Below are 14,035 nucleotides of genomic sequence, written 5' to 3' on the forward strand. Positions count from 1 at the left end.
CATAATCGAGAAAGGGCGGTTTTGACGGGTACATCCACACAGGAGTACCACGATGCCGAAATCCGCTGTAAGCCTTGTCCTCCGGGTCAACCACAACGATGGAACCCGCACCCACCACGCTGCTGTCATGGCTGGAAATGCCCGCGTGAAGCCTTCCTGGGGCCTCGTCGCGGGAAAGCCAACCGCTCTACCTGGGAGCAGGTACTACCTCCGGTACACCGTCAAGGGACGGCGAGTTTGGGAAGCAGTCGGAGAGGATCCGACCAAGGCGCTCAGCGAGAAGAGAAAGCGCGAGAATCAGCTCGATGGTCTGAAGCTTGGCACCCTGATCGAAGAAACCAGCGGACTGCGCCTGATGTCCCGCACCGGGGCGGAAGTGCCCCCGTCCGTACACCACTTCCATGACCTGCTCGCGACCTACATCCGGCGAGTGGAGACCTTGCACCCGAACGGGCGGACAGCAAACCAGTATCTCCGTGACCTCACCGAATTCGGCAAGGTTACTGGAAACAAGATGCCCACCGAGGTCACCCGTGAGGATATCCAGTTATTCATCCAGCACCTGATGCGGCGCAAGATGAGCCCGAAGACGATCCAGAACCGCCTCACGACGGTACGGGCCTTCTTGCGGACGCACAAGGTCGAGAAGGTAAGCGAGATCATCGACAAGCTGGATGCCCCGGCGGTTCACAAGAAGATTCCCCACACCTTTAGCGCTACCCAGGTCAACGCTTTGCTGGCGGCCAGCGGCTTCGAAGAACGGCTGGCTTGGGAGATGTTTCTGTCAGCCGGGTTGCGCGAGCAGGAGTTGAGCCACCTCGGCTGGGAGGACATCCTCTTCGAGCGCGGTATGCTTCACCTCCACGCAAAGCCGGACCTGAAGTTCACGCTGAAGGATGGGGAAGAGCGCCAGATCCCCCTGCCTAATGACCTGCTCACGAAGTTGCAGAACCGTCGCGCACTTAGGGCGAACGACCGCCTGGTCTTCCCAACGCCTGAGGGCAAGCCGGACGGACACCTTCTGCGCCGCCTCAAGGACGTCGCGTTCCGCGCTGGATTGAACTGCGGTCGATGCGTAAACCGTGCGGGGCAAAGCTGCAAGAAGTATCCGGTCTGCGGCAACTGGCAGCTTCATTCTTTCCGGCGTACCGCTGCAAACCGGTGGCATGAAGCAGGTCTCACGGTGCCGTCCGTGCAGCGCCTGCTCGGGCACTCTGACATTGAGACGACGATGCTCTACTTGACTGGCCAGGACCTTGCCCGGGCCGAGTTCCGCGAATCAATGGAGAAGTGTTTCGCGGCGCTGCAGCAAGCTGCATAGCTTCACATGCGAAAAAGGCCCGATGCTGGTCCTAAGCATCGGGCCTTCAACTTCGGTTGTTCTACGCTGACTGACGCTGTTCAATCCATGCGATGAGCTGCACCGGGTCAAAGCGGAGCAGGGTGCCGATGCGGAAGTGTGGGATGGTGCCCTGCGACACCCAGGTGCTGACAGTCTGCTTCGTCACAGAGAGCAAGCGGCACAGCTCCATGGTGGTGAACATACCTGCCCTGCCTGCTTTCATGTCAGCCTGGCGGGCTTCGAACTGGACGAGGATGGCGGCGGTGGAATCTATCTTCATGCGAGCCTGTACCGCCTAGAAATCCAGGACCCTGATTATTGCCTCAGACTTCTCTTTTCACTCCCGGCCTCGCGGAATACCCACCTGAACCAGTGCTCAAGCCGATTAGCCAGACAACTCCAGAACGTCGGCTGCACCTGCGGGTTGTCGGCCTGCCACTTTTCAGCGCCCTCTCGCGTCTTCGCTCCGCACGCCTTGCATGCACCGCATCGACGCTGTTCGGGTGCCACTCACCAAAGCCGACCGCTGCGTACTTGCGACGCTTGGTTCGCTTCCCATCGCCGAAGCCGGTAGATGCGACGTGACGTTGTCTGCGCATGCGTGAAGCGGACCTCTAGCGTCTTGGCCTGGAGCGTGGCACGAAAGGGTCCCGTTCGCCACCGTCACAGGCCATCGTGCGGTGCGTACGGCCAGACGACACACGCGCCGATCAGCACCGCTCCACCCAACCTGGTCATGTCAATCTGTTGTCGTACCCGTCATCTGCATGCTGAGCAGTATAGAAGAAAAGGCCAAGATGCCAGTAATGGGCGCGGTGTCACCGGTTCCAGTAGGTTGGGTCCACGTACAGGCTCAGCCTGTGTTCGCTCGGCTCATCGCTGAGATCGCGCAACCGATCTGCAGGTACTTGTTCAGGCCGTCCGGCCAATCAGTTGAATGAACCCATTCGGGTCCGCTTGGACGAGTTGTCATTTATACGTGTTGCCGTCGAGCAGGATGCGGCCCCGGATCCCGCACGCAACTTCATAGATTCCGTCGTGGCGTTCCGGACCATCAATCTGCTTATCGATCTGGAACCATCGCCTTATTTTCACAGGCGTGGTGTGGAAGCCATCGCAGGCCCAGTGATCGGAGCTGTCCTTCGGAATGTCGCGGGACCACGTTTCGGTCCGGGAATGAAACGCGCGCTCGCGGATGGCGTGCACGTCGCGGGACCATTTGACGGCCTGGGTATGGGAAAACACCTCCAAAGCAGCTTAATCAGGATACCGGGATTACTGGGCGACCTCCCAACTACGCCGCCGAAGTTCATAGATATTTACCCACGACAATGCTCCTTGTCGGAGGTAAACTGCGGGAGTGAGCGAAACAGCAGAAATTGTGGTCCTTAGGCCTGGGGAACCCTTGGCTACGCCTGGAACGACGGCGTTGACGCCTGCCCAGCTCCAGTTGCGGCAGATGGTGCTGGATTCCGTCACCTCTCCCCACTCCCGCCGCAACTACGCCAAGGCGCTCGACCTGCTGTTCGCCTTCGCTGCCGGCCGGCCGCTCACCCGCGCGCTGCTCATGGAATACCGAACTTCGATGGAAGACCTGGCGCCATCCACCGTCAACGTCCGCCTGGCAGCCGTCCGCAAAATGGTGACGGAGGCGAAGCGGAACGGGATGCTCTCTGCGGAGGAAGCCGCGAGCCTCACCGACGTCCCCAACATCCGGCAGAGCGGCAAGCGGCTTGGAAACTGGCTGACGAAGGAGCAGGCAAGGGAACTGCTTGCTGTCCCGGATCGATCCACCGTGAAGGGAAAGCGGGACTACGCCATCCTTGCGCTCCTGGTCGGCTGCGCCTTACGGAGGCGGGAACTGGCCTCGCTCACGGTCGAGGAGATCCAGCTACGGGAGAACCGTTGGGTTATCGCTGACCTTCGCGGGAAGGGCGGTCGGATCCGCACCGTGGCTATCCCCATGTGGGTCAAGCAGGGCATCAATGCCTGGCAGGCTGCAGGTGGTGTCGAGGAGGGACCGCTGTTCCGCTCCATCCGCAAGGGCGGCAAAGTCGGAGAGAGCCTGAGTGACTGGGCAGTATGGGCGGTCGTCACGGAAGCGGCTCGGGAAATCGGGATCGAGAACTTCGGGGCGCATGACCTGCGCCGGACCTGCGCGAAACTCTGCCGCAAAGCCGGGGGTGACCTAGAACAGATCAAGTTCCTGCTGGGGCACTCGTCGATCCAGACCACAGAGCGGTATCTTGGGTCCGAGCAGGAAATCGCGGTCGCGGTGAACGACAGTTTGGGATTGTAGAAATGCGTATTGAAGTAAATGCAGCATCGACGTAAATGCCGAAAGCTCGAATGCCTACGATCATTCAATTGGCGGGAGCGGCTACCGCATGCGTAGATTTCTTTGGAGCAGCAGTTTAAGCCGAGAGGCAGTTTCAGTAACTTACCTTTATGCGCCAGAGGGCCACCTCGGAGATCCCACCGCTGAAGTCAGGTGACTGGCGTTCCGCGCTCCAGCCCCTCGGCTATGGCCGCCCGATGTAAGCGCACCAGCAGGAAACGAATTCCAGCAGCGTCGAATTGATCGCGATCGATAATGTTGCGGGCCAGCAGGACATGCATGGCGGACAGCCCCATGCGGGTGGGTATGCCGTTGACGAAGGTAAGGGCCGAGGAGAGTTCATCTTCGGTGAGAATGCCGGTCTTGACCGCCGCCCGCTGGACCGGGCTGCGCGCGATGGCGGCTTGGTGATGCCGGCAACTCGAAGACGGGCGAGCAGATCACCGACAGAGTTCGCCTCGTTCATGGTCCGCGTGCCTGTAGCGACCTCGCGCTTCGTCCTCCTTGCGTCCGCCCTTATGAACTGTGGCCACTACCCCCCTCAACTGCGCATGATGTTGTGAGTCAAACCATGGAAAACACAAGGATCACTAGCGATCGCACTCGCTCGCTGAACGGTGCTAAACTTCTTAGCCATTCAGACAAGTTCACATCTGTCTTGTCCAAGAAGGCTCAGCCGATGGATCGCAACGTCACAAACAGCGTCATCGTAACTCGTAGCAAGACGGGCTCTATCACCAACAACGTGAACATCGGCCGCCACGTAGCCGACGAGGACTGGGCAGAGCTTGTCTCGCTTGCGAAGCCACACGGTAAGCATGTGATTAAGCAGTTGCTCGAGGTTCAGAACCTGGTGAACGCCAACAAAGGCGAGCAGGCACGCTCGACCTGGGAGAAGATCAGGGGTCTCTTCACGCTCTCGAATGCAGCCAACATCGCGCAGATCGTAGGCACGATCAATCAGCTCACGGGATCGAACTGATGGCCGAGCTCGAGATCACGAATAGAACTCTTAAGGTGACCGGCGCCCCAAGGACCGACGAAGCCTGGTGGTGGCGCTGGCTAAAGTCGCTCTTCTTGAAGCCAACTCAAGTAGACTCACGCAAGCTACGTCGCACTAGCTATCCGCTCAGCGGATTGCAGGCAGCCGATCTTATGCCCCACACAAGCGATTGGTCTTTTCAGCTGATAATGGAGAACGGTCTGAAGTCGCGAGAATATTGGACCTTGCTTCTGGTGATGCGTGACTACAGCACGAAGGTCCTGTCCTGTTGCTTCTCACACTCGTTGTCGCGGCGCTCTCACGCTCCTTGTCGTAAATCTCTCACGATGCTTGTCGTCTTCTAATCGCATCCCGTTCTTGCAGCTGCCTTTACATCCCGAGCCGAGATCCGGTGCAAACGGGACCGTGTCGCCGCGCGCGACAAAGAGCGTGAGAAAACAACGACATCTAATGTGAGAAACGACAATATAGGTCACTACACAAAGGGGCGTGTGGTAACGCACGCTATGCGTTATGACGCAGCCGGGCTCGTGACTTGAAGGGAACGAGGCTAAGATGAATCCGCGGTGAGAACCGCGTTCCACTCATCATAGTTGAATGCTCTCTTACATCGAAAGCGTGGCAGTAGTGTTGTCAGCACTGACTATAGCTTTTGGCATTGTCCTATTCCTACGGCGCAACCTCAACGCCGACATGCGGCGACGAGCAAACGGTGTAAACGGATGGCAGCTCAGCATCCTTGGCAGCCTTTACGCAGTCGTGTTGGGGTTCATGCTCTCTGACGCTTGGACGACTTTCCAAAATGCGGATGTCGATGCCAGGAGCGAAGCTGCAGCAGCATCTGTTACGTACCGCATGGCTGCTCTCCTGCCGCCCGCGTGTGCCGATCCGTTGCGTTTGGATGTGCAGCAATACCTAGAAACAGTCATTACAACGGAGTGGCCGGCGATGGAGAATGGCCAAGCGAACTTCAACGCGGATCATGTGATCGAACAGGCTTGGCGGACATTGGACGATTGTAAGAATGGCAGTTCCGAGCTCAAGGCGAGTGTCATCCAACCATTACAGCTTTTGCAGACACGTCATATGGCGCGTGTGCAAGACTTCAGCGGACGCTTTCCCCTCATCTTGTGGATCGTGCTGCTTTTTGGTGGAACCAGCGTTATTGCGGCGGCATGCATACTGCAAAACGAAAGGCACTATATCCATTTGTTTCATGTGCTCTCACTGACACTCCTTGTCTCTGTGACACTCCTAGCGATTTTCGATCTGGATCGTCCCTTCAATGGTGGCACTCGAGTCATGCCAACGTCGTTCTGTGAGGCGTTGTTACAAATGCAACAGTGATGAGCAAGCGTGTTGGATAGTCAGCAGCATGAGCGCATGGCTATAGACCGTGCTTCGAAGTCCTCGTGCAGTCCGATCTGCGTCAGAGTTTCGTCTTTCGACAGCTAGCGACCCTGCTTCTTTCATAACTTCAGGCATGGGGTCGTCAGTGTGGCTCTACACGGTGAGCGTGCGCACCTCCACATACGCGTCCATGTAGCGCCACGGTCCTTTGCCAAGCGATTTGCTGCTTATGATAGACCGAGGAAGCGCAAGAAGGCAGGAAGATCGCAGGAGATGAGAATCTTGATCGTGGAGGACAACACGTCTGTTCGGAATCTGATAAGACGTATGGTTGCCGACATCTCCGAAGACACGATAGAGCGGGAAGATGGGAGTGCTGTCCTAGAGGCTTACCGGGAGCATCGACCCGACGTCGTTCTTATGGATGTGAAGATGCCCTGCATGGATGGACTGAGTGCAACACGACAGTTGTTGAATCATTTTCCGAAGGCGCGGGTCGTAATCGTGACGGACTACGACGATGATCACGTACGCTTCGCAGCTCGTGACGCGGGCGCTGTTGCATACGCTCTGAAACAGAACCTAACTGATCTGGAAGCAGTCATCCAAGCGGCTTTCACCGGATGAACAGTTCAAAACAACTTCTCGTGCAAGGCTGCACGGTGCTGCAATGCAAACCGTGCTAAAGCGTTAGCGCCTTCAATACTTAGCTTGCGGCAGATGTTGGTGCGATGGTTCTCGACGGTGCGGTAATGTATGCTCAGTTCGTCACCCACTTCTTTGCTCGACAGGCCATCTGCGATCAAACGCAAAATCTTCTTTTCGGTCACAGTCAGCATCTTTAGGTCAAAGGAGGAGGCGCTCGGATCCTCCACCTTCTGCTTAAGGATGACCGAAGCCATGGTCGACCCAATGTAGGTCCTGCCAGCCTGTACTGCATGGATAGCAGCGCAAATTTCCTCCGTCTCGCTCCCCTTGAGAAGGTAGCCCTTTCCCCCAGCCTCCATGGCAGCACGCATAAGGTCCTCGTCTGCATGGAAGGTCATGAAGATGATGCGTGTCGAAGCGGCACCTTGAGCTAAACGGCGAGCAACATCGAGGCCATTCAGACCCGGCATGTCAACATCGAGAATCGCGATCGCGGGGTGCAGTTCTCCAATCTTCCTGAGTGCCTCGTTTCCATCAGCTGCTTCTGCAATGACCCGGAGCTGATCATCGTCTTCGATGGTGCCTCTCAAGCCGCGGCGCACCACTGGATGGTCATCGGCAAGAAGGATTTCAATGACATCGCTCATTGCTACCACTGTGCGCGATTGGGAACTGAATGGTCAAGAGAGTACCAGCTGCCGCACTGCTCTCAACGCGAAGTGACCCATTGAGCGATGTGATGCGCTCCCGCATTCCGGTGATTCCGAAACCGCCTTGCCCTGTCAGTGCCACTCGGGATTGCGTGACAATTCCGCGACCGTTATCCCGAATATTCAATGTGACGATTTCCTGCTCGCGGCTTGAACTAACGATTGCCTGGGTAGCCCCGGAATGCTTGACGATATTGTTGAGGCCTTCTTGCACAATACGGTAGACGTTGATGCGTAGGTCTTCAGGCAGGACATCGTCGATATCCTCGAGATCGGTTCGAACTATAACGTCAGAAGCGCGTGTGACCGTCGTGCAGAGAGCTTGGATCGCTCGGGTTAAGCCAAGCCGATCAAGCTGAAAGGGGCGTAGGGCATAAGAGATAACGCGGGTCTCTTCAATGGCTGCTGACGCTTCGCCGCTGATTTCCTCGATGGTCTTCCGCTTTTCTTCTTCTGAGCGCACCTTCCCTTTTGCTCGCAGCAGGAGTAGTGCAAGATTGTTGATTACGATGAGGCGCTGTCCAAGGCTGTCGTGCAACTCTGCAGCGATCCGCCTTCGCTCTCCTTCCTGAGAAGCTATCAAATCGCGAGAGAAGCTCTGTTGGCGAAGCTGCACTTGTTGTAACTGTTTCACGCGAATTGACCATAAGCTCGAAACAGTGCAAAAGGTTAGCAGTAACATGAGAGCAATGAACCACCAGCGCCTGTAGAAAGGAGGAGCGATGATAACGCGTATCCAAGCATTATGCGTACTACGGATCCCGGCATTAGTTTCGGCTGCAGCTTCGAATGTGTAGTCGCCTGGAGGGAGATGGGTGTAGTAAGCCGTTCGACGAAGGCCTACTTGCTGCCAGTCCTTGTCTAAGCCTTTGAGTCGATAGCGAAAGGTGATCTGTTCAGGATTCGTAAAGCTCAACGCGGTGTAATCGATTTGCAGATCGGTCTGCCCCGGCCTAAGCGTTACAGATCCTGATGCCGGTTGCGGCTCGTGATTTATGTAGATGTTTTTAAGAGCAACCTTGGGGGGCTCGTTGACTAACCTGATCTTGTGCGGATCCAAGACTGCAAGTCCCATCTGGGTGGGAAACCAAAGAGTTCCGTTAGGCCCCTTTGCGCCTGCAGGCCAGAGGCCTCCATTACATTCTGCGCTGGGCATGCCATCAGTCCGCCCGTACGAAATCGAAGTGACAAGTTTCTCCCGCTTCTCTGCGACAGCCCTGAGTTGAGCAAGAGAGACTCGAAAGATCCCTCGATTCGAACTGATCCAAAACCAGCCTCTTTCATCTTCCAAGATTTGGAATGCGCCGTTGTCGAACAATCCATTGTCTTTGTTGAAAGGGAACCACCGCCCATTGTGGAACCAACCGATTCCACCGTCGTAGGTTCCCACCCAAAGAGCACCCGAAGAATCCTTCACAATACAACGTATGTTGTTGCTCGGCAGACCCTCCTTCTCCGTCCAGCGCGTTAGCTGTCCCTGGTGGAGACGTGTCAGCCCACCGTAACCACCAATCCATAGGTCGTCACCATTCTCGAGTATGACGCGAACGTCGTCTGCAGCGAGACCATCTGCAGCGGTAAGGTGCCGTAGGCTCGAACCGCGTATGATATCAAGTCCCTCTGGCGTTCCGAACAGCATGGCTCCGTCAGCGGTTTGGTCGATTACCTGGGGAACAGCGCGAATGCCGTGATAAATCATCGGAGGGGGCATGATGCGTCCATTCACAAGTTTCCGAACTCCCCCGTGTGTTCCGATCCACAAGTTCCCGTCACGATCTTCCATGAGGGAGGTTACGAGGCCGGGGACGCCTTGCGTCGACCGAAATGTCCTCAACACATGTCCATCTCGGATTTGGGATAAACCACCGGGCCAGCTTCCCGCCCAGATGTCACCGTTCTTCGATCGAAGCACGGGGTAAACGTTGTTACTGGCAAGGCCCTGGTTGCTGGTCAAAGCTGTGATGAATTGCTTTTGAATCCGGAATAGGCCTTCACCTTCCGATCCAACCCATGTATTGCCTTCGTTGTCGAAACCGATCACGTTCATCGGGATCTCCTTAATTACACCGTCTACTGGAACTTGCAGGCTTCTCTGGAACCGGCGAGCGGAAACCTTAATGGTCCAGTCGGCTAGCCCAACTGCATGTAGGGCGAAAGTGTCCGACCTCGCCGTCAGGGTGACGGCTTTGCCGCCGAGTTTGCCGATCCGTCCGTCTTTTGTACCAAGCCAAACATCGCCGTAAGCGTTCGCCGCGATGGCACGAATCTGTCCAGAGGGAATGCTGGACGGAATGGCGAAGGTCCTCAGATGACCTCGGTTGAAGCAGATGATCTGCTTGTCGCGCTGTGCCCAGAAGCCAGTCCCGATCCACCAAAGCGACCGGAACGAGAGATTTTTGGTGCTGAATGACTCTCGTTCGAAATGCTCCGTCAGACTGTTCCATCGCAGCACTGCGCCGTTTGATTGAACCCAGATGTGAGCGGCGTCATCGCGGGTGATGCCGAGAACAGTATGTTGCTGAATCCCGGCGGCCTCGGCGATGGTTCGGAAAGTGCCATTGTGGAAGCAAATTAAGCCCCCGTCTTCGCTTGTCAACCAAAGGTCATTCCCTTCTCCGGACACCATGCCAACAAATCTGTTGGAAGTTATGCCGGGGGTGTTGCTTTTGTCGAAGACCTGGAAATGGATGCCGTCGAAGCGAGCTACGCCGTTCAGCGTGGCCACCCAGAGAAACCCATCCGGCGTCTGCGTCAAGCCCCTCACACTGCTTTGCGGTAGCCCGGAGTCAGCTGTCCACTGCGTATACCGAAATTGCCCGAAAGCCTGTTGCGACAAGCAGGCGAGAAAGGAAAGTAGGAGAAACAGCTCGCACCTTATAACGGAACGCTTCGAATTAAGAATGTCGTGCACGCTATGTGTTCCTGTCGGTGTCTGTCTTTGGAATGGGTGCAGCACAACACAACGCCTACCAGCATAGTGCGGAGCTACATTTTAAGCGCATGTGGAGCCACACTCACGAACCATGTAGCGACAACGATGTCTTCCGCTCCGCAATCGCCTTAACATCGCGATAAAGGAGATCCTCATGAGTGCAACGAAGCGCACCTCGGCAGCTTTAGCACTACTCATTCCCACCGGAGTTGTCGGTATTTCATCTGCCTTGGCGATTACTCAGAATCGCGCCATGAAAGGCGTTGAACAAAACGGATCGGTCGCTGACCGCCTCAGCCAAATCCGGCGAGCTGTATCTGAAAACCTCCACATAGGTGCGAACAAGACGGCAGTAAATCCAGCCGGCGTGGAATTGACACTAGCAGAATGGCTGAATTTCGGCGGAGGCCTTGGCTGGCATAACGGTGGATGGGGAAACGGGTGGCACAACGGAGGTTGGGGGAATGGCTGGCACAACGGGGGCTGGGGCAATGGTGGATGGGGAAACGGGGGCTGGGGTAATGGCTGGCACAACTATTGGCATAACTGGTAGTCAAGACCACTCCGTGAGGGAGGACAACAGCATGCCACAATCCGATACACGCATTCGCACTGTCGTTCTGCAACCCACACCGTTTTGCAACATTCGTTGCAAATATTGCTACCTACCGACTCGTGATGACACCTCTACGATGAGTCTTGACACAATCGAGACTACCTTCCGCCGGATCTTCGAATCGACGTACGCAGATGAGGACCTCACCATCATCTGGCACGCCGGTGAGCCTCTGGTTTTGCCTGTTTCGTATTATGAAACGGCGTTTCAGTCGATTGAACGTCTTCGGCCGACAAGCGTTCGCCTTCGCCACTCGTTCCAGACAAACGGGACGCTACTGAATAAGGCATGGTGTGACTTGTTTCGTCGCTGGAATGTGGGGTTGGGCCTCAGCATCGACGGGCCACGATCGCTTCACAATGCGAATCGGATTACTCGCGCTGGGAAGGGTACGTTCGATCAGGCTATGCGTGGGGCACGCCTGTTGAAGGCAGAAGGCATTCGCTTCCACATCATCTCTGTGCTGTCGCAAGCGGCATTGCACAAAGCCGGGGAACTGCATTCCTTTTACCTAGAGGAGGGCTTCCACGATGTCTGCTTCAACGTAGAAGAGTCTGAGGGCGACCACGTTTCGACCTTGATGCAACAAGGGAAAGATTCCACCCGGCTGCAGTTTCTGCAGTTTCTGCAAACATTTTGGACGCTTTCGCGGGAGGCGCCCGGGATTGATTTCATTCGTGAGATTGACGGCATCATCACTCGAATCTTCCGGCCCGAAGAAGCCAAAGTCGGCAACGATCAGGTTGAACCACTGGCCATGATGAATGTCGATTGCAAGGGCAACGTAGGAACGTTCTCGCCAGAGTTGCTCGGCTACCGTAATGAGCGTTATCACGACTTCCTGCTCGGCAATGTCCATACTCACACGCTGGAGCAAATGCTGCATAGCGAGGCGATGGAGGCAATGGCCATCGACATCCGGGCAGGTGTTGAAGCATGCCGGCAAGAGTGTGACTACTTCTCCCTCTGTGGCGGTGGTGCTCCCGTCAACAAACTTGCGGAGACCGGCTCCTTCGCCAGTACGGAGACCTCATTCTGCAATCTTGTGCAGATCGTACCGGCAGATCTGGTACTTAGGGCGTTTTCCCAGATGGAGCAGTCCCTGGTTGAGGTCAGTCAATCTGACGAACTGCTTCCAGCTTGTGCCTAAGCCGAACAGACAACAAATCCGACAACCTACAAGGACAACGACGATGCATACGAAACGCGATATCGCAATTGTGCTCTCGGCCAAGCTCCTGCTCGCAGGCTTGATGGTGGCGCAGACTGCTTCTCAAACCTCTTCGAAGCCTGTCCCTTCTCCAGTTGCACATTTAGGGATCAGCGCAGCGACCGAGGCCCAACCAAACACTGCGCCCGTCTTCTGGATCTCGAATGTGGAGGTCATCCGAACGACGCACTCGCCGCAACTTGATGTGATCCGCGCGCGTGCATTGACCTCCACTGCAGGTTGGGAGGCGGCGGAGCTGGTGCCGATCACCCGCGGTACACCGATAGACGGCATACTCGACCTCGCTATGGTCGCACAGGCGCCTGCCGAGAGTTCCTCCATGGCAGCTTACGCGGAGATCGAAGCCGTCTTCACGATCGAACCAGGACACCCGTTCAAGGGCGTGCGCGTTCATGGCGCCGCGAACAGGGTAGTGTTGAACACTCTGCCGGGCTATGCGGTCTCTGCGAACCCGCCCAACGATTGTGTGACCTGCCAAGGAAAGCTGTTCGTCAGCAAGGGGCAGCGGGTGCCCGCAGGTGAGACGGCCAACGTTGTGCGCGAGGAAGACCTGCCACGCAACCTGCGTGTCATTCGTGAGAGCGACGGTCTGGACACCCTGCAGGCTAATCCGAACCGTATGACCGTCATGTTGAACGAAACGGGTCACATTGTCTCCACGAACTGGGATTAGTTAGGCACATCGATTCGAGCCCGGAGCCATCACCCTCTAAAAAGGAGTCCTTCATGAATTGCGCAAAAATCATTGCTGCCATCAGCTTCTCCGCCGCCTGCTTTGGCCTTGCACACGCCCAAGCGCCCAGCATAACCGTAGACCCTTCGCGCCACGGCAATCTTGCTAGCGCACAAGAAAGTGTCGCGCAGGCCTATGGCCGCATTAGCGAAGCGCAGCGCGACAATAGCGCGCACCTCGGCGGTCACGCGCAACGGGCGAAAGATTTCCTGACGCAGGCAAACCAAGAGATCGGTTTGGCTGCCAGCCAGTCCGACGCGAACCAAAGCGAAGCCGTGTCTTCGGCACCGCCCCTTTCACAGCCCGTCGCTCCACCTGCTATGACAGGGGCCAACATTAGCGGTAACTGGACCATTTATGCCTATAACGTGAGCCAGCCTGGCAGCTCCTTGAAAGAGATACAGATCAGCCAAGACGGCAATATCGTGTCTGGAACCTTCCATGGACCTCACCAAAAAGGCCATCTGCAAGGTTGGATCAACGGCAACCATGTCGAGTTCAGCACCGACACACGAGATGTTCTTACGTTTCGTGGGGAAGTAACGCCCGAGGGAATGTCAGGCATGTACGGCATCCACGGCGAACACGCACCGTGGAAGGCACAGCGCAACTGAGGGCATGGCGCTTTCCGAGATGCTTTCGCCCCTGTTGGCTCGCTCCTGTCCTTTTGGGCGAGCGGAAGTGCGATAGGTTCTTCGCGGACGCGCTCCGGCCAGAATCTGGCCGCGCATCGTTGCCCGTGCATGCGCCTCAGCGGATTGTGGGGCACCGCAGTAGAGGTGCTCCCCTTTCTCATGCATGGCCTCGAGATTAACATCTGCTTAGAGCCACCCACGCCAGAATGCTATCTAGACAATGCTCTCTCCAGCGCCTGTGAAGGCGCCCCGCAGGCTGAGTGAAGTTCATCTCCCATGCTCTACCGTTTGAACTCTCTGCCCCCCTTGCCCGAATATGCTTACTAAGTGAACTCTGGGGTGTCAGCGGGTTTAGACTGCCCGCGGGAGTCAACCTGTGCCGCGGTTAGGCTCTTCGCCCACTCCTGAGATTGTCGCACCTTCAACCCCGGATGCTTCGCTCGGATGCTTGTGTCCGGCGATGGCTGCCTGCGCGGCGCTAGTCTTGTGAAGCTCCG

General features: G+C 56.6%; 14 protein-coding genes. 9 read left to right on the forward strand and 5 right to left on the reverse strand.

The window, feature by feature from the left end:
* Positions 1-52 precede the first annotated feature (52 nt).
* Positions 53-1,321, forward strand: coding sequence for a tyrosine-type recombinase/integrase (locus tag ACOFKT_RS02805; RefSeq protein WP_419805918.1), 1,269 nt, complete (start codon positions 53-55; stop codon positions 1,319-1,321).
* A gap of 61 nt (positions 1,322-1,382) precedes the next feature.
* On the opposite strand, the gene ACOFKT_RS02810 is transcribed toward ACOFKT_RS02805, so the two are convergent.
* Both ACOFKT_RS02810 and ACOFKT_RS02815 read right to left on the reverse strand, forming a co-directional pair.
* Positions 1,383-1,622: a helix-turn-helix domain-containing protein gene (locus tag ACOFKT_RS02810; protein ID WP_419805919.1), complete on the reverse strand. Its 240-nt coding sequence runs from the start codon at positions 1,620-1,622 to the stop codon at positions 1,383-1,385.
* Positions 1,623-2,311: 689 nt separating this feature from the next.
* Entirely contained in the window at positions 2,312-2,593 is a 282-nt protein-coding gene (locus ACOFKT_RS02815) for a hypothetical protein (protein ID WP_419805920.1), read from the reverse strand.
* A 154-nt stretch (positions 2,594-2,747) separates the two neighbouring features.
* Here ACOFKT_RS02815 and ACOFKT_RS02820 point away from each other — a divergent pair, with 154 nt between their 5' ends.
* Complete coding sequence (locus tag ACOFKT_RS02820) at positions 2,748-3,641, forward strand: tyrosine-type recombinase/integrase (protein ID WP_419805921.1); 894 nt, start codon at positions 2,748-2,750, stop codon at positions 3,639-3,641.
* A gap of 188 nt (positions 3,642-3,829) precedes the next feature.
* On the opposite strand, the gene ACOFKT_RS02825 is transcribed toward ACOFKT_RS02820, so the two are convergent.
* Entirely contained in the window at positions 3,830-3,976 is a 147-nt protein-coding gene (locus ACOFKT_RS02825) for a hypothetical protein (RefSeq protein WP_419805922.1), read from the reverse strand.
* 383 nt (positions 3,977-4,359) lie between these two features.
* Here ACOFKT_RS02825 and ACOFKT_RS02830 point away from each other — a divergent pair, with 383 nt between their 5' ends.
* From ACOFKT_RS02830 to ACOFKT_RS02840, 3 genes are all read left to right on the forward strand, one after another.
* A complete protein-coding gene (locus ACOFKT_RS02830; RefSeq protein ID WP_419805923.1) occupies positions 4,360-4,662 on the forward strand; it encodes a hypothetical protein in 303 nt (100 codons plus the stop codon).
* 618 nt (positions 4,663-5,280) lie between these two features.
* A complete protein-coding gene (locus ACOFKT_RS02835; RefSeq protein WP_419805924.1) occupies positions 5,281-6,030 on the forward strand; it encodes a hypothetical protein in 750 nt (249 codons plus the stop codon).
* A gap of 291 nt (positions 6,031-6,321) precedes the next feature.
* Positions 6,322-6,660, forward strand: a complete 339-nt coding sequence (locus tag ACOFKT_RS02840; RefSeq protein ID WP_419807086.1) for a response regulator — start codon at positions 6,322-6,324, stop codon at positions 6,658-6,660.
* Between the two features lie 5 nt (positions 6,661-6,665).
* Here ACOFKT_RS02840 and ACOFKT_RS02845 read toward each other — a convergent pair whose 3' ends face one another.
* On the reverse strand, positions 6,666-7,328 hold the full coding sequence (locus ACOFKT_RS02845; protein ID WP_419805925.1) for a response regulator: 663 nt from the start codon (positions 7,326-7,328) through the stop codon (positions 6,666-6,668).
* Positions 7,312-10,347: a ligand-binding sensor domain-containing protein gene (locus ACOFKT_RS02850; RefSeq protein WP_419805926.1), complete on the reverse strand. Its 3,036-nt coding sequence runs from the start codon at positions 10,345-10,347 to the stop codon at positions 7,312-7,314. Before ACOFKT_RS02850 ends, ACOFKT_RS02845 begins: the two co-directional genes overlap by 17 nt.
* A 130-nt stretch (positions 10,348-10,477) precedes the next feature.
* On the opposite strand from ACOFKT_RS02850, the gene grrA reads away from it, so the two are divergent.
* From grrA to ACOFKT_RS02870, 4 genes are read left to right on the forward strand one after another with little or no spacing between them, the layout of a single operon-like run.
* A complete protein-coding gene (grrA, locus tag ACOFKT_RS02855; RefSeq protein ID WP_419805927.1) occupies positions 10,478-10,876 on the forward strand; it encodes a GrrA/OscA1 family cyclophane-containing rSAM-modified RiPP in 399 nt (132 codons plus the stop codon).
* A 31-nt stretch (positions 10,877-10,907) separates the two neighbouring features.
* The gene (grrM, locus tag ACOFKT_RS02860; protein ID WP_419805928.1) at positions 10,908-12,089 is read left to right on the forward strand and encodes a cyclophane-forming radical SAM/SPASM peptide maturase GrrM/OscB; all 1,182 of its coding nucleotides are present in this window, start codon (positions 10,908-10,910) and stop codon (positions 12,087-12,089) included.
* Between the two features lie 43 nt (positions 12,090-12,132).
* Complete coding sequence (locus tag ACOFKT_RS02865) at positions 12,133-12,843, forward strand: hypothetical protein (protein ID WP_419805929.1); 711 nt, start codon at positions 12,133-12,135, stop codon at positions 12,841-12,843.
* 53 nt (positions 12,844-12,896) lie between these two features.
* Entirely contained in the window at positions 12,897-13,517 is a 621-nt protein-coding gene (locus ACOFKT_RS02870) for a hypothetical protein (protein ID WP_419805930.1), read from the forward strand.
* The last annotated feature ends 518 nt before the right edge of the window (positions 13,518-14,035 follow it).

Source organism: Terriglobus sp. (assembly GCF_965201105.1).
Taxonomy (GTDB): Bacteria; Acidobacteriota; Terriglobia; order Terriglobales; family Acidobacteriaceae; genus Terriglobus.